Consider the following 24,579-nt stretch of genomic DNA (forward strand, 5'->3'; position numbering starts at 1 on the left):
GCGTAATTGTAGCCTTAACGGGCGATTTGCTCGCCCGTTAAGGCATCCAGTCGCTTATGTTTAAAACCCCACGCTGCGCAGATAATGCAGGCTGGCGGTGACATCGTGCAGGCTGCCCGCGACATCCCGGGGATCTCTTTCCTGTTCAATGGTGATCCAGCCGCGCCAGTTCAGTTCCTCCAGCAGCGCTTTTACCCCCGGATAATCGACGTCACCCGTCCCTAACGGACACATCACGCCCGCCGCACAGGCGCTGAAAAAGTCCTGTTGTCCGGCAATTGCCGCTTCATAAACCGTCTTGTTCACATCCTTGAAGTGCAGGTAATCGATGCGGTCGGCATATTTGCGTAGCCATTGCACCGGGTCCAAACCGGCGTAATAGAGGTGGCCGGTATCCAGACAAAGCCCGGCGGTTGCGGCGGGGATCGCCTGCGCAATGCGATCGATCTCATCACCGAACTCAATAAAGCCGCCGGCATGAGGATGGATCACCGGACGCACGCCATATTCGCGCCAGGCAATGCGGCTCAGTTCGCTAATGTGTTTAACCATGCGCTGCCAGTCAGCTTCAGGCAGGCGCTTTGCGCGGGCAGACTGTCCGGCACAGCGCGCGCGTTCTGCATCGCCAAAATCAATTATCACCAGCCAGGGCGGCGTTTTTGGGCCATCTGGCTGGGCGATCGGCACTTTTTGCAAATTGGCACAAATCGCATGGGTCAGCTCAACCATCATGCCAAAGTGGCTTTCTGAAACCAGATCGTCAAACAGGGTTCCGGCCACCAGCGACAGGCCATGATGATCCAGCGCCCGAGCCAGCGCTGTCGCATCAGATGGCAGATAACCCCACGGGCCAAGCTCAATGCTGTGATAACCGGCTTCACGCGCTTCGGCCAGCACGGTTTCCCACGGCGGCAGAAAAGGATTTTTTGGGTCATCCACGCCCCAGCTACAGGGCGCATTAGCGATTGAATACATAGTGACTCCTTTAGATTTGACGCGCCGTTGAACCTGTTGCCAACGCGGCCACGGCGCGGACAGCGATAACATAAGTCAGGTGATGCCGTTGAGACTGAGGTTTCACGGTGGAGCGAGGGTAAGCATCAGGATGAACCGAGACTATGGCAGGAGGAATGTAAATTCCATTTATTGTTTTATTGGAATATTAATTCTTTGAAGTGGGTCATGAATTGATGGTTTCTATAGGATTTTTGATAGATTTTGATAGTTGATTCCCCTGGGGTAAAGCTGCACGCTTTCTCTGAAGCAGCCGTGTTTGTCTTATCTTTGAAAACGCCATTTCGCCCTGAATACTGCGTTATTCTCTGAGAGTAAATCTTCAGATTGTGATCTTCTCCATGAATTATAACGTTTCACATTTGACTAAAAGTGGAATTATTCTGAGAGTGATTATGAAAGTCTAAATCATAAATTGTGCGGTATTTTGATAGATAAACATCATTTATTTGATATTCAGTGAGGTCATCATGCTAAACGGAGAGAAACAGATTTCCCGCCCGCTGCGCTGGGCAATGGTCGGCGGCGGTCGTCTGAGCCAGGTGGGTTACAAGCATCGTAGCGGCGCATTGCGGGATAACACCGCGTTCAAACTGGTGGCCGGCGCGTTTGATATTGACGCCCGGCGCGGCCGTGAATTTGGCGTGAATATTGGCGTTGAGGCCGGCCGCTGTTACGACAGCTGGGCGCAGATGTTTGCTGATGAAGCCAGCCGCAGCGACGGTATTGAAGTCGTCACCATCGCCACGCCGAACGGAACGCATTATGAAATTTCCAAAGCGGCGCTGAATGCAGGATTACATGTTATCTGTGAGAAACCGCTGTTTTTTACCAGCCAGCAGGCACGCGAAATCAAGCAGCTTGCCGCAGAAAAAGGGTTGATTGTCGGCGTGACCTACGGCTATTCCGGGCATCAGATGCTGCTACAGATGCGCAAGATGATTGCGCAGGGTGATATTGGCGATGTCCGCATGGTGGAAATGCAGTACACGCACGGCTTCAGCGCTAACGACAACGCGGATAAATTTTCCGAGGCGCAAAAATGGCGGGTGGAACCGAAAATTGCAGGCCCGAGCTTTGTGCTGGGCGATCTCTCCACCCATACCTTTTATATTTCGCAGCTGGTTTTACCGCAGCTTCAGCTGAAATCGCTGCTTTGCGATCGCCAAAGCTTTATTCCTTCCCGTGCACCGCTGGAGGACAACGCGATGGTGTTAATGCACTATCACGGCGGAGCCGTAGGCCGGATGTGGACCTCTTCGGTTAACGCCGGATCGATGGACAGCCAGTTTATTCGGATTATCGGCTCAAAAGCGAGCCTGGAATGGCGCGATTCACAGCCTAATGAACTGCGGCATGAAAGACAAAATCAACCCAATCAGCTGCTCCATCATGGCATGCCTTATCTTGATGAAACGGCGCTGGCCGACGATCGCCTTGGCGCTTTGCATACGGAAGGCCTGACCGAGGCCTGGTCAAATATTTACCTGAAATTTGCGCTGGCCATCGATGCGAAGCAGCGGGGAGAGGAAGCCGCGCTGGCCGACATGATCTATCCCGATATTGATGCGGGCATTGAAGGCGTGCGCTGGGTTGAAAACTGTGTGCGTTCGGCTGACAAAGGGGCAGTCTGGGTCAACTACGAATAAGCGGACGGGTCGGGAAGGGCATCCGGAGCCGGGATATGATAAAGTTTTGTCCTCAAAATAATGCGGAGCTTCCCGGCTCAGAATGCGTAAAGGGATTTCTATGTTTTTTCCAGCTACACGGCGCTGGCAGGCCATCGCGATGATTGTTTGCGGCTTTATCCTCACGGCCTGTGGGCATCCACCGCTGGAAAAAAAACCGGTGGTGCCCGTGGTTACGCCGCAGCCACGCCCCGCGCCTGCGCCCGTTATCGACCGACCGATGCGCGGAGTCTGGCTGGCGACCGTGCAGCATCTCGACTGGCCGCCGCTCAATACGGTCAACATGACTGACGATGCAGAACGAATCCGTGCACAGCAAAACGCGCTGATCGATAAGCTCGATAACCTGGCGTCTGTCGGGGTGAATACGATCTTTTTTCAGGTCAAGCCGGATGCAAGCGCGCTCTACCACTCCAACATCCTGCCCTGGTCTGACGTGCTGACCGGCGAAAATGGAAAAGATCCCGGCTACGATCCGCTGCAATTTATGCTGACCGAAGCGCACAGGCGCGGGATGAAAGTTCACGCCTGGCTCAATCCCTATCGTGTTTCAATGGATACCTCGGCAAGCACCGTGGCGGCGCTCAGGCGGACGCTCAGCGGTTCGCCAGCCAGCGTTTTCGCCTTACATCCTGACTGGGTGCGTACCGCAAGTCATCGCTTTGTCCTCGATCCGGGCGTGCCCGAAGTGCGCGAATGGATAGCCAGCGTGGTGGCGGAACTGGTCACTCGTTACGCGGTTGATGGCATTCAGTTTGATGATTACTTCTATTATGAAACCCCAACCTCGCGGCTGGACGATCGGACAAGCTGGCGACAATATGGCCAGGTATTTGCCGACAAAGCCAGCTGGCGGCGTAACAACACGCTGCTGCTGGTGAAGGATATCAGCCGGACCATCAAATCGCTGCGGCCGGAGGTAGAATTCGGCATCAGCCCGGCGGGCGTGTGGCGCAACCGGGGTGACGATCCGCAAGGCTCAGATACACGCGGTGCTGCTGCGTACGATCAGGCTTTTGCCGACACGCGTTTGTGGGTTAACGAAGGGTTGCTTGATTATATTGCACCGCAAATTTACTGGCCCTTCGCCCGACAGGCAGCCCGTTACGATACGCTGGCAAAATGGTGGGCAGAAGTCGTCAGACCCAGCCACACTAAACTCTACATCGGCGTGGCGCTCTATAAAGTCGGACAGCCTTCTAAAATGGAGCCTGACTGGATGGTGGGTGGCGGCGTAGCGGAGCTGCAAAGAGAGCTGGATCTGAATGAGGCGCTGCCGGAAATATCGGGTACGATTTTGTTCCGCGAAGCCTTTCTGCGCCAGCCGCAGACGCAGCAGGCAGTCGATTATTTGCGCTCCAGATGGCAGCATCCGCCCTTACAAGATGAAAAAACCGCGCCTGTACGCAGGGGCGTTTTTACCCGTAATGGCCCTTAGGTCCGGGAATCAATAAGGTGCGAAAAGCAGATTCCGCACCTTATTAAATCCGGTATGTTGGCCGTGGCACTCTTAGCCCGGATAAATACCGCGATCCTTACGCGCCATCAGAATGCGCTCGCAGGCCACGATATAGGCCGCGGTGCGCAGGCTACAGCTTTTCTCACGGGCTTTGTCCCAGACGTGGATCATCGCTTCGGTCATGATCTTGTCCATGCGCGCATTGATTTCGCTTTCGCTCCAGAAGAAGCTTGCCATATCCTGCACCCATTCAAAATAACTGACGGTGACGCCGCCCGCGTTGCAGATCACATCCGGAACAACGGTAATGCCGCGTGAAGTCAGCATGTCGTCGGCATCGGGATAAGTTGGGCCGTTGGCCCCTTCCAGCACCAGCTTGCAGTTAAGCCTTTCCGCCCGCGCCGCGGTAATTTGTCCTTCCAGCGCGGCAGGGATCAGGATATCCATCTGCACATCCCAGAATGCCTCGCTGGCAATCTCCTGCGCGCCCTGGAAGCCGGCGATTTTTTTGTGGCTGGCCTGCCATTCGGTCAGCGCATTTAAATCGATCCCCGCGGGATTAAACAGCGTTGCCGTATGGTCCTGAATAACCACGACCCGCGCGCCAGCTTCCACGAACAGGCGAGCCGCTTCGCTACCCACGTTACCAAAGCCCTGCACCGCAATCTGCGCGCCTTCAATCTCAATCCCTGAACGACGCGCCACTTCCCGGCCGGTAATAAACACGCCACGCCCGGTCGCTTTTTCACGTCCCAGCGATCCGCCCAGATGAATCGGCTTGCCGGTTACGACGCCGGTGATGGTGGTGCCGTGATTCATGGAATAGGTATCCATCATCCACGCCATCACTTTGGCGTTGGTGCCAACATCCGGTGCCGGAATATCTTTTTGCGGGCCGATAATCAGGCCGATCTCACTGGTATAGCGGCGCGTCAGGCGTTCCAGTTCACCATCGGAAAGCGCAAAGGGGTCGACGCGAATGCCGCCTTTCGCGCCGCCATACGGCAAGTTCACCGCGGCACACTTAATCGTCATCCACGCAGATAGCGCCATCACTTCATTCAAATCGACATCAGGATGGTAACGGATACCGCCTTTACCCGGCCCGCGCGAAAGGTTGTGCTGCACGCGGAAACCTTCGAAATGGCGAATCGTGCCGTCGTCCATCTGCAAAGGGATATCAACAATCAGTGCGCGCTTGGGGTGGCGAAGCGTATCGATCCAGCGGGACAGGTCGCCCAGATAAGGGGCAACGCGGTCGATTTGCTGTAAATAAGTAGACCAGGCCGATGTGCTGCTTTCAGAAGCGTAAGAGAGCTTATCCATAACAAACCTTTTCTGAATTAGTGATAAATGCTGCAAAATCGCGGAGAGTGAGGTGCATATGACTTGCACGACGCACAATCTATCACCAAATGAATGTTGGAAATTCATTAAATTAATGTGAATTTTATGGTGAGTGGTGATTTGTTTAGCGCCAGACGAATAAATAATTAAGCGCCGGGTTACAGGAGAGGACAAAGAGGGGCTGTTTTTCCATAGTTATGCAGATAAAATGCATATCTGAAACATTGATGTTATTTATCAAAAGTTTGAATGCGATCATATTTTGCCGTACGGGAAGCGGGTTGGGCTGGCTGTTCATGCTCTTCCTGCAATATGACCAGGAGCCATTATGGATGCCAGCACACAATCGTTTTTACAGCAGTTCCCCTTACTGAAGAAACTCTCCGCACTGGAGCCTGTCACCTGGGTTAACCCGCGAGCAACCACCAGCGAGGAAGGATTACGCTACGTCGGGCTGACGGCCGCTCAGGTTGATGACGCCGCACAGCGGCTGCAACGCTTTGCGCCCTGGCTGATAAAAGCCTTTCCGGACACGGCGGCCGCGCAGGGCGTTATTGAATCTGAAATCGTGGCGCTACCTCGCCTGCAACAAACCCTGAACAGTCGCTTCAGTACGCAGGTAACGGGCCGGCTGCTGCTGAAAAAAGACAGCCATCTGCCGATTTCCGGTTCCATCAAAGCGCGTGGCGGCATTTATGAGGTGTTAACGCATGCGGAAAGCCTGGCTATTCAGGCCGGTTTGCTGCACGAAACGGATGATTATGGCCGTCTTTTCTCCGATGAGTTCCGCCAGTTTTTCTCGCAGTATTGCATTGCCGTAGGGTCAACCGGCAATCTCGGGCTGTCGATTGGCAGTGTCAGTGCCCGGCTGGGCTTCCGCTGTTGCGTTCATATGTCGGCAGATGCACGGGAATGGAAAAAGCGGAAATTGCGCGAGCATGGCGTACAGGTTATTGAATATCAGGACGATTACAGCGTCGCGGTGGAGCAGGGGCGACGTGAGGCGGCCAGCGATCCCCACTGTTTCTTTATTGATGATGAAAACTCCCGCACGCTTTTCCTCGGCTATGCCGTTGCGGGCGAGCGCGTCAGGCAACAGCTTCAGGCCATGGCAGTGACGGTTGATGCTGAACATCCGCTTTTCGTCTATTTGCCGTGTGGCGTGGGCGGCGGGCCGGGCGGGGTGGCTTTTGGTCTGAAGCTGGCTTTTGGGGACCATGTGCACTGCGTCTTTGCCGAGCCGACGCACGCGCCCTGTATGCTGCTGGGCGTCCACACGGGTCTGCATGATGCTGTCGCGGTTGGCGATCTGGGCATCGACAACCGGACGGTTGCGGATGGCCTTGCGGTTGGACGCGCTTCAGGTTTTGTCGGGCGCGCAATGGAACGGCTGCTGTGTGCTTTCTTTACGGTCAGCGACGAGCAGCTGTTTGAACTGCTGGGCCTGCTGGCGCAGGAAGAAAACCTGAGGCTGGAGCCGTCGGCGCTGGCCGGGCTGCCGGGCCCCTGGCGGATGCAGCAGGCCGCGGATGCCCTGGCGGAACAGGGAATGAATGCGCAACGGTTCAGCCGGGCAACGCACCTGGTTTGGGCAACGGGTGGCGGAATGGTGCCTGAAGACGAAATGGCAAAATACCTTGCGGCGGCGGAACAACATTTGAGCTAAGCAGCAGCCGTACGGGCCTGATACCAGCGATAAATTGACTTTGCGGTGATCCTGTACGGCTGTCATCACACTTTTTGTTACATTATAACGATCTGTTTTTCAGTCGCTAAACCAAACTCACGCACCTTTACACTGTCCTAACCCATTCACGCTGTGGCAATAACTATAAACTCCTCGTGCTAAGGCCGTTCTGCCATGAAACCCACTGCAAAAAATATGACGTAACAGATGAAAAAACTGCTTTTTTTGACTCAGCAACGGGTCTGCTGCCTGCTCGCTTTCTACATTGGTATTTTATTAAACCTGCCCATTTTTCTTCGGCGTTTCCATCAGCTGCGCTACGACGCTCTGCTTTCTACCGGCATTGAAATCGTCGCGGCTTTTGCCCTGGTGCTGTTTACCACCCTGCTGGCGTCGCTGGCGGGCCGCCTGCTGTTCCGTATTTTAATCTCACTGCTGGTAGTTGGCTCGGTCGCCGCCAGTTACTACATGATCTTTTTCAATGTGGATATCGGTTACGGCATCATCGCGGCAGTGATGACCACCGACAGCATGGATCTGTCAAAAGAGTCGATAGGCTGGAATTTTGGCCTGTGGCTGGTGTTAGTCAGCCTGTTGCCGCTGCTGATACTGTGGCTGGCTCCGCTACCGGAGGCGGTGTTGCATCGTCGTAACGGCGGCGCAATGCTGCGTCGGGCGGGCGTGATGGTCGCGGCTGGCTTATGCTGCTGGCTGCCGCTAAAGGTGATGGGTAAGCATCAGGACAGCCTGGACCGCCAGCATAATCGCATGATGGCGAGCTATGGCGGCGTCGTGGCAGGCACCTACTCGCCGTCTAACTGGCTGTCTGGCATGGGGCTTCTGGCCTATAGCAGCTGGAGCCAGGCGGAAGACAGCCGTAAACTTTTCGATCCCGCAGCGCATTTCACCTACACGCCGCCAAAAGACGTTAACGATCTCTACGTCGTATTTGTTATCGGCGAAAGCGCGCGTCGCGATCATATGGGCGTTTATGGTTATGCGCGTGACAACACGCCAAACCTGGACAAAGAACCCAACCTGGCGGCGTTACAGGGCTATTCCTGCGACACCTCAACCAAGCTCTCGCTGCGCTGTATGTTCGTCAGGGAAGGCGGAGCTTCTGAAGCGCCAGAACGTACGCTAAAAGAGATGAACGTTTTCTCCGTGCTGAAAAAGCAGGGCTTCTCTTCCGAGCTTTTTGCGATGCAAAGTGAAGCCTGGTTTTATAACAAGGCGCTGGCCGATGATTATGCGCTGCGTGAGACCATTCAGTCGGAGAAACGCAACGTTGGCAAACCGATTGATGATATGGCGCTGGTCAGCGAGCTGAAGGATTCCCTTGATCGTCATCCGCAGGGCAAACATCTGGTGATCCTGCATACCAAAGGGTCGCATTATCTTTATACCGAGCGCTATCCGCGTGCTTTTGCCCGCTATCAGCCGGAATGCATGGGCATTGATGATAACTGCTCGACGCAGCAGATGGTGAACTCCTACGACAACAGCCTGCTCTACACCGACCACGTGCTGGAACAGGTGTTTAATCAGCTGCGCAATCGTAACGCCATCGTTTTTTATGCTTCCGATCACGGCGAATCGATTTCAAAAAATATGCACTTCCACGGCACGCCGCGTAACGTGGCACCGATGGCACAGCGATCGGTGCCGATTATGGTCTGGGCTTCAGATAAATTCCTTGCGCATCCCGATCATGCTGCGGCCTTTGCTCAGCTGAAAATGCTGGCTAAAGACAAAACGCCGGTTTTCCACGAGAAGCTGTTCGACAGCATATTGGGCTGCGCGGGCTTCACTTCACCGAATGGCGGCATCAATGAATTGCGTAACTGGTGTCATGTGAAGCAGTAAGCCGGAAAGGGCGATTAACGCCTCCCTAAACGGCCTGGCAACAGGGGACGGCGTGGCAACACTGCCGTCCTTTTTAATGAGATCGCTTCAGCGGTGAAAATGCCTTATTCCTGCCATTTTAATAACGTCTCTTTATCGATGATATTGCATCTTCGGGTTGCCTGCTGAAGCTTATCACGAAGATTTTCATCAAAATCTTTGTCACCTAATCGATAACTCATACTTTCAGTTAAAACGGCAGGGAGCGTTTTTGGGCAAATCAGGCTGACGGTTCCCATTGAAAAAAGGTTAACGCCTTCAACGATATGAAATTTCGTATCTTTACTTTCTGTCAGCGACCAGTTCTTGCCTGAAAACATTTCTGCGGGATATTTATCTGCCGGAACCGCATAACGGTAAACCGTCAAATCCATCACGCCTGATAATTTCATGGATAAATTAATTATCATTGCCGGGATAACGGGGAGCAGACTTGATACCAGCGCTAACGCCATCAATGCTGCACAGCTAAATATGGCCAGTCTTTTGAATATATGGCTTTTTAAACCTATGAAGACGAGCAAAGGAACCAGGGTGATTATCACAATAAAATAGGTCAGGCCAAATAACAGTAACGCTTCTTTTAAGTTTCCCGTACCGTCAGGGAATTTCAACGTTTTAATCAGCAATCCCATTGGGAAAACGAACAGCCAGGATGCCACACCGATCATCGTTGGCTTAAAAAAATGAATCGTTAAAACGAATTCCCACCAGTCCCACCCGGACAGGTAGCGGGAGCGTTTTTGCGCTATATGACGATTAAACCACAGGTTTAACAGAATACATATCACACTATTTGCCAGGAAAAATAAACCTACAGGCCATGCAGAACCCGGTTTTTTATTAGCAGGATAAAAATAACAAAACGCAAAAAAAAGAATTACCGCAAGAAATGAGCCCCATAAGAGGATCCTGACATAGTTACTCTTGATTTTTTGGTAATCGCTATGGTTACGCGGACTTCCCTGTAAAATCAGTGCTGAAATTATCGAGGGGGTAAAGAAAACCAGGCAAAAAAGAAAGATGCTTAAAACAGAAGAAAACGCAATAAAAGAGAAGATATCTTTGAAGCTGACAACCTGTAAAAAAATGTCCTGACGGCCCAGGCGGTACAGAAAGACCCAGGTAAACAGGATTGCTATACCCGTTAAAATAGCGGTTGGCGTCAGGATTGAAATAAGCCATCTTTTTACATTTTTACCCTGCAACAGGTCATCTTGATTGCTCATTTGACGGTTCCATATGTTAGGAGAATGTAATCAACGCCTTATTATTTATATTGCGCAAGGTAAAGCAATCTATTTTTGGGTGGGGGCCTTTTTTTTCGCACGATAACAGGACTAATTTCACTGGCCTAAAAATGATTATTTTTTAATTTCGTTAAATATAAGAAGAAAATTTTGCCTGACTTTTAGTCACCCTTGATTTTAGGGTTTGTATCTAAATTGAACAGTTTTATGTTTCATATTCTGTTGATGCGGGTAATCGTCCGTTCAACGCGATAAATCAAAACAATAAATGTTATCCTTGTCTCGTCAGTGAATGCTCGCTGGCTTATTTGATTTGAGATTTAAGGAAGTAAAGTATGAATTTTAACCTGAGTAGCCTGAAAAATATCCGTTCATTGCGTGCGCAGACGCGTAATATGGCTACAGAGGAGCTGGAAGAGATCCGCGAAAAGCTCAATATTTTAATCGACGAACGTCATATTGAACGGCAAGCGGCTGAAGCAGCGCATCGTGAAAAAGCTGAAAAACTGGCCATGTATCACGAACTGCTGCTGGAAGACGGTATCTCTCCCGCAGAACTGCTGGACGGCATCAAGCGATCTGGCATGCCAAAAAAAGCACGCGCGCCACGCCCTGCTAAGTATAAATATACTGACGTCAACAATGAAATCAGGCACTGGACGGGTCAGGGCCGGACACCTTCTCCTATTAAAACCGCCCTTGAAAATGGCCAGTCTCTTAATGACTTCCTGATTTAGTCAATGCTGCCTGAAGTGAATGGTTCAGGCAGAACTGTTTGATCGATAAAAGGGGGCATCTGCTGATGCCCCCTCTGTGTGACCCGAACCTGAATATATCAGACGCTGTTAAACAGCGTGAGCGTGCAGTCTTAGCTGATGGAAATCACCACCTTGCCGGTCTGCTGACGGCTGTCAAAATAGCGCCAGGCTTCAACAGCACGCGTTAACGGGATCCGGTGCGATTGCAGGGTTCTGTCGTTCATCACATAAATTTAATAGCGGAAAACGTTACCGATCTCGCTTTCTGAATAAAGGCAGCACCTGCTGCCTTTATGAATTAAATTCTACTCGTTTAGCGATCGCGCGTTTTTTAAAGATAAAAGAGAGGTGATTTGATTTATGTCGGCAGATTAATATCCCATAACGCGCATTATCAAAAATAATTCGTTTTTTAGCTTATCCGGGAACTTTCCGATAGTTAAGGTGTTATTCTTCGCACCCTTACTTACATAATCCTTACAATCAGTTTCACTAAACTTTTAACGATGAAAATTAAAACAGGAAAGTGGCTGGCGTTGTCTGCTGGTTTGTTTTTTTGCAAGGTATTTGCTGCACCGCTAACCCCGGGCGACCGCGATTATATTCAGACTCAGCAACAACAGCAGCTGGAGCAGAACCAGCAGCAGCGTAATGCCCTTTGGCATGCTTCCACACTGCACAGCGCGCCAGCAACGGCTGGCACACAGTCAGGGCAGTGCTTTCCTGTTCATCGTATTATTATTAAAAACGCTACGCTGTTATCAGTCAGACAGCAATCAGCATTAACGGATAATTATAATAACCGCTGCCTGAACTTAACGGAAATTAATGCGCTTGTACATGCAATTTCTGACTGGTATATGCAGCGGGGCTATATTACCAGTCGGGCATTTCTTAGCGAGCAGAATTTATCCTCTGAAGAATTAACGATTCCCGTACTTGAAGGGAAATTAGAGGCTGTACGCCTCAATGGCGTGCACTCGCGCATGTTAGAAACAACCTTTCCGGGGCTGGAAGGGAAAACGCTCAACCTGCGCGATATAGAGCAGGGAATGGAGCAGATTAATCGGGTACGCAGCTCACCGGTACAGATTGAAATTGTGCCGTCGCAAAAGCCAGGCTATTCGATTGTTAATCTGACCAGTCAATCTGAATTTCCCGTTAGCCTCTCGGCCGGTTTTGATAACAGCGGACAGAAGAGCACCGGCGTGGGTCAGCTTAACAGTGCCGTTACCGGTAATAATCTGCTCGGACTGGCCGACCGCTGGTTTATCAGCGGCGGCCGCAGCAGTGCGTTCAGCGAGTGGCGTGATGCACAGAACCTTCAGGCTGGCGTCAGCATGCCGTACGGCTATGGCCTGCTGGATTACAGCTACAGCTGGAGCAATTATCACAGCAGCTTTATCAATAACGGCTTTACCTGGCTGAGCAACGGCGACAACATCGCGCACCGGCTGAACGGCTCCTGGGTGCTGCTGCGCAATGGCACGATCAAAACCGGCGTTCAGATTGGCCTTAACCGTTATGCCAGTCATAACTTCCTCAATCATACGCTGTTGCAAAGCAGCAGCCGCAAGATCACCAGCCTTCAGTTCGGCCTGAACCATACGCAAAAAATCCTCGGCGGCGTCGCTACCCTGAACCCGGTACTGAGTCGCGGCATGCCATGGTTTGATGCCGAAAGCGACGCGGGCAAAACCGGTGATTTACCCAAAGCGCAGTTTCGTAAATGGAGCCTGAGCGGCAGTTTTCAGCGCCCGATCACCCAAAAGCTCTGGTGGCTGAGCAGCGTCTACGGGCAATGGTCACCGGACCGGTTGTATGGCAGCGAACGCCTCACCCTTGGCGGCGAAAGCTCGGTGCGCGGTTTCAAAGAACAGTATCTCTCCGGTGATGCGGGCGGCTACCTGCGTAACGAACTGAACTATTCGCTGTTCAGGCTACCGGGCATCGGTGAGGTCAGCAGCCTGCTGGCCATCGATGGCGGCTGGCTGAAGAGTGACCCGCAGAATCGCCGTTCCACCGGCACGCTGTGGGGCAGCGCCGTAGGTTTCGCAACACGGAATACGCATTTCTACAGCCAGTACACGCTTGGCATCCCACTTAGCTATCCCGGTGAGTTGGCCCCGGATCGCGTCAGCATTTATGCCCGCTTTGGGCTGATCTTTTAAGAGGAAGGATTATGGACGATCTGAAGCCGGTTTCTCTGGCCCGTCGCGCACTGAGCTATGTGATTTGCTACCTGATTGCCGTACAGCCGATGCTGCCTGCGGCCGCTGCGGCCCTCACCCCGGTCACGCCGGGCACAAAAATGGACGCGGCAGGCAATGGCGTGCCGGTGGTCAATATCACCGCGCCGAACCAGACGGGCGTGTCGCATAACCAGTATCAGCAGTTCAACGTCGGCAAGGAGGGGCTGATCCTCAATAACGCCACCGGCCAGCTTACACAGACCCAGCTTGGCGGGCTGATCCAGAACAATCCTAACCTGAAAGCCGGACAGGAAGCCCGCGCAATCATCAACGAAGTGGTCGGCGCTAACCGCTCTCAGCTACAAGGCTATACCGAAGTGGCGGGTAAAGCGGCCAACGTGATGGTGGCAAACCCGTACGGCATTACCTGTAGCGGCTGCGGCTTTATCAACACGCCGAACGTCACCCTCACTACCGGGAAACCGCAGCTGGATGCCAGCGGCAATCTTGCCGCGCTGGAGGTGAGTAAAGGGTCGGTGATCGTTGAAGGTCAGGGGCTTGATGGCAGCAGTGCAGATGCGGTGGCGATTGTGGCGCGCGCAACGGAAATCAACGCGGGCATTCACGCTAAAGACCTGTCGGTGACAACAGGTGCAAACCGCGTCGATCAGGAGGGTTCCGTCACGCCGATAGCGGGCGAAGGTGCCGCGCCTGCGGTCTCGGTAGACACTGGCGCGCTGGGCGGCATGTATGCCAACCGGATTCACCTGGTCTCAAGTGAAAAGGGCGTCGGTGTTAACCTTGGCAATCTGAATGCCCGTCAGGGCGATATGGTGCTGGATGCTAACGGCCAGCTGACGATGAGAAACAGCCTGGCCAGCGGCGCGCTAAAAGTGAAGGGCGAAAGCCTGACGCTTACCGGCGATCATAAAGCGGGCGGCGCGGTTACGTTGAGTGCCGGGAACAATATTGTCGTTCAGTCCGGTTCGCTGCTCAGCGACGGTGATATCACGCTTAACGGGCAAAGTAACGTTAAGCTTGCAGACGCACACCTGACGGCAGGCCGGGCCATCGGCCTGAATGGTCAGACCGTCAATATCGACCAGAACAGTGAAGCTAACGGTGCAGGCAATATTACGCTATCCGGTACACAACTCGGTAATGAAGGACAAATCCGTTCAGGCCAGCAGCTTGATATTACTGCCGATACCTTAACCAATAAAGGCTCACTTGCGGCGGATGGATCGCTGACGGCTCAGGTCGCCGCGCTGGATAATCAGGGCACCTTACAAAGCCAGCAGGCAATGTCGCTGGCGGGAAACTCTCTGCTTAACGGCGGGAAGATCGCCAGCGGCGGCCAGCTGACTACCCGCCATCGTAGCCTGACGCAGAACGGATCGCTTTCTGCCGTCAACGGACTGGCAGTTGCTGCCGACACGCTGACGGCCAGCAGCGGATCGCGCATCGCCAGCGAGGGGAATATTGCTCTGAAGGGCGATGTTATCCGGCTTGCAGGCGAGATAACGGGTGGCGATCTTACCGCGATCGGTAAGCAAATCACCACCGACGGTAGCGCGCAGTTGCAGAGCAAAGGCGCCCTGCAACTCACCGCTAATCAGGCCACGCTGAACGGGACGCAAACGGCCGTTAAGGCAATGCGCCTGAACGCCGATGCTCTCCAGCACGGTGGGAAAAGCTACGCTGACGAGTTGTCGATTGAGGCAGCAGAAATCAGCAACAGCGGAACGCTGATCGCGCCTGAACTGATGCTGACCAGCCAGCGCCTCAGTAACAGTGGACTCATACAGGGCGATCGCAAGCTGGGCCTCACCGCCAGCCGGTTCGATAATTGGCAGGGCGGTACGCTCCACAGCAATAGCGATCTCTCGCTCGCGATTGCCCGGATCAACAATCAGGGCCTGATCACCGGTGATAACGCGCTTTCATTCAGTGGCGACAGCCTGACTAACGGCGGCGAAATCAATGCTGTCAGTCTTGATCTCTCCAGCCGTAGCCTGACCAATCAGAACACCGGTCTGATGCTGGCAAAAAATGGCCTGACCCTTTCAGGTGAACAGCTCACTAACGCCGGACAACTGGCGGCGGAGACGCTGAATCAGACAAAAGGCGACCTCAGCAATACGGGCAGTATGCAGGCCGTGCAGGCTATGCGTTTGCAGGCGGGAACGCTGGATAATCAAGGCACTTTACTGAGTGGCGATACGTTAAATCTGACGGCATCCGTTCTGAACAACGCCGGTCAGCTACAGGCCGATACGCTGGCGCTGGCCGCGGATAAAGCCAGCAATACCGGCACCCTGCGCAGCGAAGGGCGGAGTCAGCTTCAGGTGGATGGCGAGCTGGCGAACAGCGGCCAGATTCTGAGCGTACAGGCTCTGAACGTGCAGTCAGGCACGCTGGCGAACAGCGGGTCGCTGATCGCGAAGGCGCTAACGTTACAAGGCGATCTGCTCAACAGCGGTTTACTTCAGTCCGCAGATGTTTCGATCGGCGGCAATAGCGTGCGGAACGTAAGCGACGGCCAGATTCTGAGTGAAAACACGCTTCAGGTTAACGCTAACACCTTCGTTAACCAGGGCAAGATCGCGGCGCAGTCGCTCACCCTCACTGGCGGCGCCCTGACCAATAGCGGGCTGCTTCAGGGAACTGACGGTTTAAGCGTCACGGCTAACACGGTTGAAAACCAGCAGGCAGGGCGCATGCTGACCGGCGGCGATCTGACGCTGGATGCGGGCCAGTTAACGACTGACGGCGTCTTGCAGGGTATGAACGCCACCGTCACGGCCGCTGACTGGCAGCATAACGGTTCATTGCTGGCGACGGGAACGCTGGACGCTAACCTCTCCGGCCTGCTTGCCAGTCAGGGCGATCTGATGAGTAAAGGCAGCACGGACATCAATGCCGGCACCTTTAACAACAGCGGTTCGCTACTGAGCGAAGGCGATATGACGCTCGGTGGCGGTAGCCTGATCAACACCGGCGCGATCCAGGGAGATAACCTGACTCTTCGCCCGATGCAGATCGACAACGACGGCTCGCTTACTGGTCTACAGTCGCTCACGCTGGGCGCTTCTGCGCCTGTAAGAGCGCGTATGCTGCTCGCGACAACATCTTCAACCCTGCCAGCACTGACCAACGGCAGTCAGGGATCGTTGTTAACCCTCGGCACGCTAAAGATAAAAGCCGGCTCGGTGATCAATGACGGTCGCTGGCAGGGACAGCAGATCCTGCTGGATGCGCAGAACCTTTCCCAGCGCGGGGCTATTCAGAGCGCGGATGCGTTGCAGCTGCTCCTCAGCGACAGGCTGGAGGCGGAAGCAAACAGCAAAATTACCGCCAACGGCACGGCCGCGCTTCAGGCACTGACGCTCACGAATGCCGGGGAATGGACCGCCAACAACCTGACGCTCACCGGCAATACCCTGACCAACAACGGCGCGATCGGCGGCGTCAATGGCCTGACGGTCGCCTTGCAGAGCGCATTCACGCAGCAGCAGGATAAAACGCTGCTCAGCGCGGGCACGCTGACGCTCGATGCCGCCTCGGTAAACAATCAGGGGCGCGTGCAGGGAAAATCGCTGCAAATCACCTCGGGACAGCTGGATAACGGCGGTCGCTTACAGGGTGATGACGCCACGGATCTGGTACTGACCGGCAATCTGAATAACGCGGCCAGCGGCACTATTCTCAGTAACGGGCCGCTGACTCTTACCACGCCGGGCCTGGATAACGCCGGGCTGATCCAGAACGGTAACGGCTCGGTGCTTTCGGTTGCGGGCGAAACGCGCAACAGTGGACGGCTGCTGAACGGCGGGACGCTGAACCTGAACAGCGCTTCGCTGAATAACAGCGGCTGGCTTCAGGCTACGACTTTACTGGCGAATGCGGCAACGCTTCTCAACAGCGGCACGGTGCTGGCTGAACAGCAGGGCGTGCTCACCGGTAACAACCTGACTAATCAGGGCACGGCGCAGGGCAACAATCTTACCGTTAACTATCAGCAGATTAACAACAGCGGCACGCTGCTTGGCAACGGCCAGTTGGCGCTGGATGCGGCTCAGGTTAACCAGCAGGGCAATGGCCGCCTGTTCAGCGGCGGCGATCTGACCCTACACAGCAACGGGCTGGACTCTGCCAGCCAGATTGTAGCGCTGGGCAACCTGGCGCTGACGCTGGCTAACGGCTTTAGCGCGCGCGGCGTATTGGCCGCAGGAAATACGCTTAGCGTCAGCAGCAATGGCGATATTGATAACCAGGGCACCCTTCAGGGCAATACGATCAACCTGAATGCAGGCGGCGTGCTCACTAACAACGGCCAGATTACGACGGGCGGCGGCGTCAGCACCCTGAGCGGCAGCCGCATCGATCTTAACGGCGCGGGCACGCTTCAGGGCGGCGGCGACGTGGCGCTTAACAGCCGCAGCGATATCAACGTCAACGGCTTTACCGGCACGCGTGGCTCAATGACGCTGACCACGCCGGGCAGCATCGTCAATACGGCGCTGCTGTATGCCGGTAATAATCTTTGGCTGCTGGCCAACAGTATCCGTAACCAGCGCGGCGATATTCTGGCCGGAAACAATCTGTGGATGCAGCGCGATGCGGCGGGAAATGCCAACGGCGAGGTGCTGAACACCTCCGGCACGGTAGAAACGCAGAATGGCGATATTAGGGTCAATACCGGGCACCTGTTGAATACGCGTGACGGATTGAGCGTATCGCAAAGCACTACCACGGCACCGACCAGGGCGGGCCTTGGTGATGCGACGATGACGATATCCATCTGGGAGTTACCCGTTGGCAGCTATGGTTATTTTACTACAGTCACTACGACAGAGAGCGGTGGCGGATGTGCCGGAGCGGATGGAGGATGTTCCACACACACCGACGTCAAAACATATTACGGAACGCTTGCTGAATCGGCGGTACAGAAGTTCGCGCTGACTACTGGCACAACAAATGTGATCAGTAACGGCGGGGCGGGTCGTTTCGCTTCCGGGCATGATGTGGTTATCCGGGCTGATCATCTGGAAAATCAGGCCAGCAATATCCTGGCAAACGGCAATATAACGCTTGCCGGTAATCAGCTCGAAAATCAAAGCTGGCAGGCCGGGACGAACAGCGATGTACTGGTTTACGAGCACAAAGCGGTGGCTGGGACAATCAAAATTGGCGAGAAAAGAACCCAAAATGGCGCCAAAGGCAGCAACTTAACCTATAAATTGACGGGCCATGAAACCGAATACACCCCCGGCGAACTCTACCGCGCCGTTATCCAGGCCGGTGGCAACGTCAGCGCGAATTTCAGCAGCGATCTGAGCAATACCAGCACCACGGCCAATGCGGGAGCAACAGGGAATACGCTGGCGGCCCCTTCGCTAAACACCTGGAGCACGCCAGCCCGTGTTGCCGCGTTACAAAAGCAGAGCCTCAACGGTACGGATAAGGTTGCGGTAAGTTCACCGCAGTGGCGCGACCTGCTACAAAATGCAGTTCAGCAGGTCAATGGCGCAGTGGGTCTTGATAACGCTTCCGCTAACCTGCCTTCCGCAGGCAATACGCCGGGCAGTCATTCGCTGAAAAATTATCAGCCGAAAAGCGTGGATACCAGCGCTTATCCGCTGCCTTCTGGTGATAACGGTTACTTTGTTATTTCACCTGAAAGCAAATCACCGTATCTGATCACTTTAAACCCCAAACTAAACGGGCTGGGGCAGCTGGACCAAAACCTGTTCGGCGATCTCTATTCGCTGCTGGGCGCACAGCCTGCCGGTGCGGTAAAAGAAACCCGTGCACAGTATACCGATGAGAAGCAGTTCCTCGGCTCGGCCTATCTGCTTAACCGTCTGAATCTGAAGCCCGATAACGACTACCGTTTCCTTGGTGACGCGGCTTTCGATACCCGTTACGTCAGTAACGCCGTGCTTAACCAGACCGGAAATCGCTACCTCGGCGGCACAGGCTCCGATCTGGAGCAGATGCGCTACCTGATGGATAACGCCGCCGCCACACAGCAGTCGTTGGGGCTGGAGTTTGGCGTGTCGCTGACCGCCGATCAGCTGGCTTCGCTGGATAAAAGCATTATCTGGTGGGAAGCGGCAACCCTGAATGGCGAGACGGTGATGGTGCCAAAAGTCTACCTCTCGCCGAAGGATGCCGTAGTTCAAAACGGCAGCGTGATTGCCGGTAATAACGTCACGCTGAAGGCTGGAAACGTCACCAACAGCAGCAGCACCCTTGTGGCGCAAAATGCGCTGGCGCTGGACAGTCAGAACTCAATTGAAAACCTGAACTCGGGACTGATTCAGGCCGCCGACAGCCTGAAACTAACCGCGCTGAACAGCATCACCAACGTGGCGTCCGCCATCAGCGGTAAAACCGTGGCGCTGGAGAGCGTAAACGGCGATATCAACAACCTGACCACGGCACGGCCCTGGCAGTCCGGTACACGAAATGGTAAAGGCACCCCGGGAGCGCTGACTGAAACGCAGAGCAGCCAGACAGGCGCCATTTCCGCAACCGAATCGCTGTCGCTGCAATCAGGCAGAGACATTAACGTGCAGGGCGCAACACTGCGCGCCGGTGGCGATCTGCTGATGAGCGCCAGCAATGACATCAACGTTACCGCCAATCCGCTGACAGCAAGCAGCGGACTGACAGATTTCAAAAACGGTAAACGCACCGTTGTAAACAACAGTAGCATGTCCAGTCAGGGAAGTGACGTCACCGCGGGCGGCAGCCTTGCCATGCAGTCCGGGCACGATCTGAATATCAAAGCCAGCACGGTGAATGCAGCCGGTAACGCGACTCTCGCGGCAGGTAACGACATCAATCTGCAAAGCGCAGAAACCAGCCAGAACAGCAGCCAGGGAAAAAGTGAATCGCACAGCAGCGGACTGGCCCGCACCACCGTCACCAGCGGCAGCGATTTGACGCTGGCCGCCGGACGCGATCTCAACAGTCAGGCGGCCGGGCTGGTGGCTGACCGGGATGTGGCGCTTGCAGCGGGTCGGGATGTCAATCTGACGGCGGCGCAAACCGCTTCCGGCAACAGCGACAAAGCGAGCAAAAAGACGGAAATCACTGAATCCGTCCGTCAGCAGGGAACTGAAATCGCCAGCGGCGGCAGCACCTCGGTTACCGCCGGGCGTGATGTGAACAGCGAGGCCGCGCAGGTGACGGCCACGCAGGATCTGGCGGTCAGTGCCGGTCGCGATATCAACCTGACCACCGCCACCGAAAGCGATTACCGCTACAAAGAGGAAACCAAAACCAAAAAAAGTTTCCTGAAAAAAACCACCACGCATACCGTTAAAGAAAGCAGCGACACGGCAGAAAAGGGAACCCTGCTGAGCGGCGATAACGTCACGCTAAACGCGGGCAACAACCTGCTGGTTAAAGGTTCTGCGGTTGCCGGTGAACATGACGTCGCGCTGAAGGCGGGCAATAACGTCGATATCGTCGCCGCCACCAACACTGATTCCAGCTGGCAGCTTAGCGAGAAAAAGAAAAGCGGCCTGATGGGCAGCGGCGGTATTGGCTTTACGATCGGCAGCAGCAAAACCCGTCAGGAGCTGAAGGAAAAAGGCACCACCCAGAGCCAGAGCGGCAGTACCGTGGGGAGTTCAGCGGGTAATCTGAGCATTAGCGCCGGCGGGCAGGCGCACGTTGTCGGCTCCGACCTGATTGCAGGCAATAACCTGTCACTGAGCGGTGACAGCGTGGTAATCGACCCGGGTCACGACAGGCGCATCAGCGACCAGACGTTTGAGCAGAAGTCGAGCGGACTGACGCTGGCGCTTTCCGGCACGGTTGGCAGCGCGATTAACAGCGCGGTGACCACGGCCCAAACGGCCAGCAAGGAAAGCGATGGTCGCCTGGCAGCGCTTCAGGCGACAAAAGCGACGCTGTCCGGCGTGCAGGCGTCGCAGGCTATGCGCATGGATACCTCGAAGGGCAACGATCCGGCCAACAATAACACCATTGGCGTTAGCGCCACCTATGGCTCGCAGTCGTCCAAATCGACCAGCCACAGCGAGCAGGATCGCACCAGCGGCAGCACGCTAAACGCGGGCAATAACCTGACCATCGCCGCCACCGGCGGCAAGGAAGGCGCACAAAGCGGCGATATCACCCTTGCGGGCAGTCAGCTAAAAGCAGGCCGGGACATGGCGCTGAACGCGGCGCGCGATATCACGCTGCTTTCCGCTCAGGATACGGATCTCACCACCGGGAAAAACGAGAGCAAAGGTGGCACGCTGGGGATCGGCATTGGTGCCGGTTCAGGCGGCTGGGGGATCAGCGTTTCCGCCAGCGTGAACAGCAGCAATGGCAGGGAGAAGGGCAACGGCGTCACGCAAAATGAAACCACGCTGGATGCAGGCCGTCAGCTAACGCTGAGCAGCGGACGCGACACCACGCTGAGCGGGGCACAGGCGAGCGGCAGCAAAGTCGTGGCGGACGTGGGCCGCAATCTTACGCTGAGCAGCATGCAGGACAGCAACAGCTATGACTCGAAGCAGACCAGCGTCAGCGCGGGCGGCAGCTTTACCTTTGGCTCAATGAGCGGTTCGGCTTACCTCAGCGCTAACCGCGACAAAATGAAAAGCAACTACGACTCGGTGATTGAGCAGAGCGGGATCTTTGGCGGGCAGGACGGGTTTGATATCACCGTCGGCAACCACACGCAGCTGAACGGGGCGGTCATCGGCTCAACGGCAGCAGCGGATAAAAACCGGCTGGATACCGGCACGCTGGGCTTCAGCGATATCGATAACCGCGCGGATTATAAGGTGCAGCACGTGGGCGGCAGCTTCAGCACCGGCGCACCGGCCGGCAGCCAGCTGCTGAGCAATATGACGTCCACGCTGCTCAGCGGCCTGGGCAGCAGCGGCCATGCGGAAGGCGTTACCCGCGCCGCCGTCTCTGAAGGTTCGGTGGTGATACGTGACCAGCGCGGGCAGCAGCAGGACGTCAGCCAGCTCAGCCGCGACGTGGCCGGGGCCAACGGCAGCATCAGTCCGATTTTCGACAGGGAAAAAGAGCAGAAGCGGTTGCAGACCGCGCAGCTGGTCGGCGAAATCGCGGGCAAGGCGATGGAGATGGCGCAGACCGAGGGCACCCTGCGCGCCACCGGGGCGGGCAAGGCTGAGCTGGCGAAGAAGGGCGTCCAGGAGCCGGGTGAGAAGGCCACAAAGGCAGAGTGGAAAGCGTACAACGACGCGCTGACCGGCACTGACGGTTACAAAAACACCGAGGCGAAGTTCGGCACCGGCAGCGCCATCCAGCGCGGTATACAGGCCGCCACGGCGGCGTTGCAGGGCCTGGTGGCAGGCAACGTGCAGGGCGCAATTGCGGGAGCCTCTGCCCCTTACCTGGCGGAGCTTATCCACAGGGAGACCATCACAACCGGTCCCGACGGAAAAGAGGTGGTTAACGAACCGGCCAACCTGATAGCGCACGCGGTGCTGGGCGCCGTGGTGGCGCAGGTGCAGAACAACTCAGCGCTGGCGGGTGCAACAGGCGCGACGGCAGGCGAGTTTATCGCGCAGCAGCTTTATCCGGGCGTGGATCGTGATAAACTCAGCGAGGAGCAGAAGCAGATCGTCAGCGAGCTGGGCACGCTGGCGGCAGGGCTTGCAGGCGGTATAGCCGGAGACAGCACCGCCAGCGCGGTGGCGGGTGCGCAGGCCGGGAAGAATGCGGTTGAGAATAATGCGCTGAGTGTGCCGGGTAACAAATCCCTTGCTCAGGAAATGGCTCAATGTCAGGGCGGAGCCGCCTGCGAAAAAGATGTCATTGATAAGTACAAAAAAATCAATGCTGAGCAGCATGAAAGCGTAGTTGGATGTAAAGGCGCTCAGGACTGCGTTAATAAAGTTAGTGAAGTTAGTCAGTTACAAGCCGATTACGCCAGCCGTACCAATGAGTTGCTGGAGAAAGCGCGCACTGGTGGCGGATTAAGTCCGGCAGAACAGGACGAATTAGCTGTTCTTCAGGTGACGACCATCCAGCTTGAAACGGACAGAAACGCGGCGATCCATAACGCGCTGATGTCCGGTGATTCAGCGGAGGCGAAGCAGCTTGCTATCAATTCGTTAGCGCAGGCGGCAGGAACCAGTGCTGCTGGGATTGGGAAGGCGGGTAATCATTCATCTGGAATTAAAGATAATAGATTACCAATCCCTGAAGCAACAGTTGCAAACAATGGATTTAAAATTGAATCTAATCCCAAACATACGCCAGGTGCACCTGGTTCCAGACCTAGTGCAGGGATAGAACCAAAGAATTCTTTATCGCTCTTCGAGAATTCGATTGCTACAAAAGATCCTAAGATAAGACTATCAATTGATAATGATGGGAATATTCATCGATTCTTTAACACTAACAAAGATGGCTCTGGTACTTATCATTGGAGTGGCAGTACTGGTGATGGTAAAAATGCTTTAGGTAACAGAGAACTGGGTAGCTTCAATAAAGAAATTAAAGAATTAAAGGACAAAAAATGATCTTTGGTAAACCTTTTGAATTTGCTGTTTTTTATGAAATGTTAGAAAAAACAGAGGATAACTACTGGAAGTATGGGATCTTTAGTTTTTTTATTGAGGATGAAATCTATCCGTCGAAAGGATCAAATTATACATTACATATGGCTATTAATTATTTAAAAGATAGCCAGCAAGAAATAAATAGCTGTAAGAGTGTCGGGTTGTCCTTGTCAGAAGATGCGTCAGAGTTGATAACGCAGTTAGCTCATTCACATGGAATGCTTCTTGATAGTGATCCTGATGATCTTGAATTACCTGATTCTGAAGCGTTAGGCGTTTTTTTAAGCCCTGTTGAAATATCAGACGTTGGATTTTATTTGTTTTATTATCCTAAAGATAACGATGAAGAGTGTTTAATATACAGTTCAGATTATGGCAGCACAGCTAAAAAAACCACTTTAAAGAAAGGAACGGTCAATAACGTGATCCAAAAGCTTCCCTATCAAGAATCTGTATAGGTATAAATCCCAGCCCTCACGGCTGGGATTTTTACCTTATAACCAGTTAATTACTTCTGTGCATCGCCTGCCACTCACCCGTTCCCGGTGGCAGTGACCGCTTCTGCGGGGTCGTAATCACCTGGATAAACTCCGCGATCTGCCGCTGCTTACGGGCAGAGAGCTTTTTACAGGCCTGGCGTACCTGGGTCAGCACTTTCGGTTCTACTGCCTTCGTGCTGGCGCTGGAGCAGGCTATGCGGATGGGCAACCG

12 protein-coding genes are annotated in these 24,579 nt (G+C 54.5%); 8 read left to right on the forward strand and 4 right to left on the reverse strand.

What is annotated here, in order from left to right:
• Positions 1–60 precede the first annotated feature (60 nt).
• Positions 61–975, reverse strand: coding sequence for a sugar phosphate isomerase/epimerase (locus tag EHV07_RS10150; protein ID WP_147197545.1), 915 nt, complete (start codon positions 973–975; stop codon positions 61–63).
• A gap of 509 nt (positions 976–1,484) precedes the next feature.
• Here EHV07_RS10150 and EHV07_RS10155 point away from each other — a divergent pair.
• Together EHV07_RS10155 and EHV07_RS10160 are read left to right on the forward strand one after the other, a co-directional pair.
• Positions 1,485–2,663: a Gfo/Idh/MocA family protein gene (locus EHV07_RS10155; protein ID WP_147197547.1), complete on the forward strand. Its 1,179-nt coding sequence runs from the start codon at positions 1,485–1,487 to the stop codon at positions 2,661–2,663.
• A gap of 100 nt (positions 2,664–2,763) precedes the next feature.
• Positions 2,764–4,140 (forward strand): glycoside hydrolase family 10 protein, encoded by a 1,377-nt coding sequence (locus EHV07_RS10160; protein WP_168199612.1) that lies wholly within the window; start codon positions 2,764–2,766, stop codon positions 4,138–4,140.
• A 72-nt stretch (positions 4,141–4,212) separates the two neighbouring features.
• Here the strand turns inward: EHV07_RS10160 and EHV07_RS10165 are convergent, their stop codons facing one another.
• On the reverse strand, positions 4,213–5,487 hold the full coding sequence (locus EHV07_RS10165; protein WP_147197549.1) for a Glu/Leu/Phe/Val dehydrogenase: 1,275 nt from the start codon (positions 5,485–5,487) through the stop codon (positions 4,213–4,215).
• 349 nt (positions 5,488–5,836) lie between these two features.
• On the opposite strand from EHV07_RS10165, the gene EHV07_RS10170 reads away from it, so the two are divergent.
• Together EHV07_RS10170 and eptB are read left to right on the forward strand one after the other, a co-directional pair.
• Entirely contained in the window at positions 5,837–7,174 is a 1,338-nt protein-coding gene (locus tag EHV07_RS10170) for a D-serine ammonia-lyase (protein ID WP_147197551.1), read from the forward strand.
• A 228-nt stretch (positions 7,175–7,402) separates the two neighbouring features.
• Complete coding sequence (gene eptB / locus EHV07_RS10175; RefSeq protein ID WP_147197553.1) at positions 7,403–9,061, forward strand: kdo(2)-lipid A phosphoethanolamine 7''-transferase; 1,659 nt, start codon at positions 7,403–7,405, stop codon at positions 9,059–9,061.
• Positions 9,062–9,165: 104 nt separating this feature from the next.
• Here the strand turns inward: eptB and EHV07_RS10180 are convergent, their stop codons facing one another.
• A complete protein-coding gene (locus tag EHV07_RS10180; protein WP_147197555.1) occupies positions 9,166–10,329 on the reverse strand; it encodes a hypothetical protein in 1,164 nt (387 codons plus the stop codon).
• A 356-nt stretch (positions 10,330–10,685) separates the two neighbouring features.
• On the opposite strand from EHV07_RS10180, the gene EHV07_RS10185 reads away from it, so the two are divergent.
• The 4 genes from EHV07_RS10185 to EHV07_RS10200 all read left to right on the forward strand — a co-directional run bounded on the left by EHV07_RS10185 (position 10,686) and on the right by EHV07_RS10200 (position 24,326).
• Positions 10,686–11,087, forward strand: a complete 402-nt coding sequence (locus EHV07_RS10185; protein WP_147197557.1) for an H-NS family nucleoid-associated regulatory protein — start codon at positions 10,686–10,688, stop codon at positions 11,085–11,087.
• Positions 11,088–11,614: 527 nt separating this feature from the next.
• On the forward strand, positions 11,615–13,279 hold the full coding sequence (locus EHV07_RS10190; protein WP_147197559.1) for a ShlB/FhaC/HecB family hemolysin secretion/activation protein: 1,665 nt from the start codon (positions 11,615–11,617) through the stop codon (positions 13,277–13,279).
• Between the two features lie 11 nt (positions 13,280–13,290).
• Positions 13,291–23,829, forward strand: a complete 10,539-nt coding sequence (locus EHV07_RS10195; protein ID WP_147197561.1) for a hemagglutinin repeat-containing protein — start codon at positions 13,291–13,293, stop codon at positions 23,827–23,829.
• Complete coding sequence (locus EHV07_RS10200; RefSeq protein WP_147197563.1) at positions 23,826–24,326, forward strand: immunity 42 family protein; 501 nt, start codon at positions 23,826–23,828, stop codon at positions 24,324–24,326. Before EHV07_RS10195 ends, EHV07_RS10200 begins: the two co-directional genes overlap by 4 nt.
• Positions 24,327–24,372: 46 nt before the next feature.
• On the opposite strand, the gene EHV07_RS10205 is transcribed toward EHV07_RS10200, so the two are convergent.
• Positions 24,373–24,576 (reverse strand): hypothetical protein, encoded by a 204-nt coding sequence (locus EHV07_RS10205; protein WP_254446326.1) that lies wholly within the window; start codon positions 24,574–24,576, stop codon positions 24,373–24,375.
• Positions 24,577–24,579 lie beyond the last annotated feature (3 nt).

This window comes from Pantoea sp. CCBC3-3-1, assembly GCF_007981265.1.
Lineage (GTDB): Bacteria > Pseudomonadota > Gammaproteobacteria > Enterobacterales > Enterobacteriaceae > Erwinia.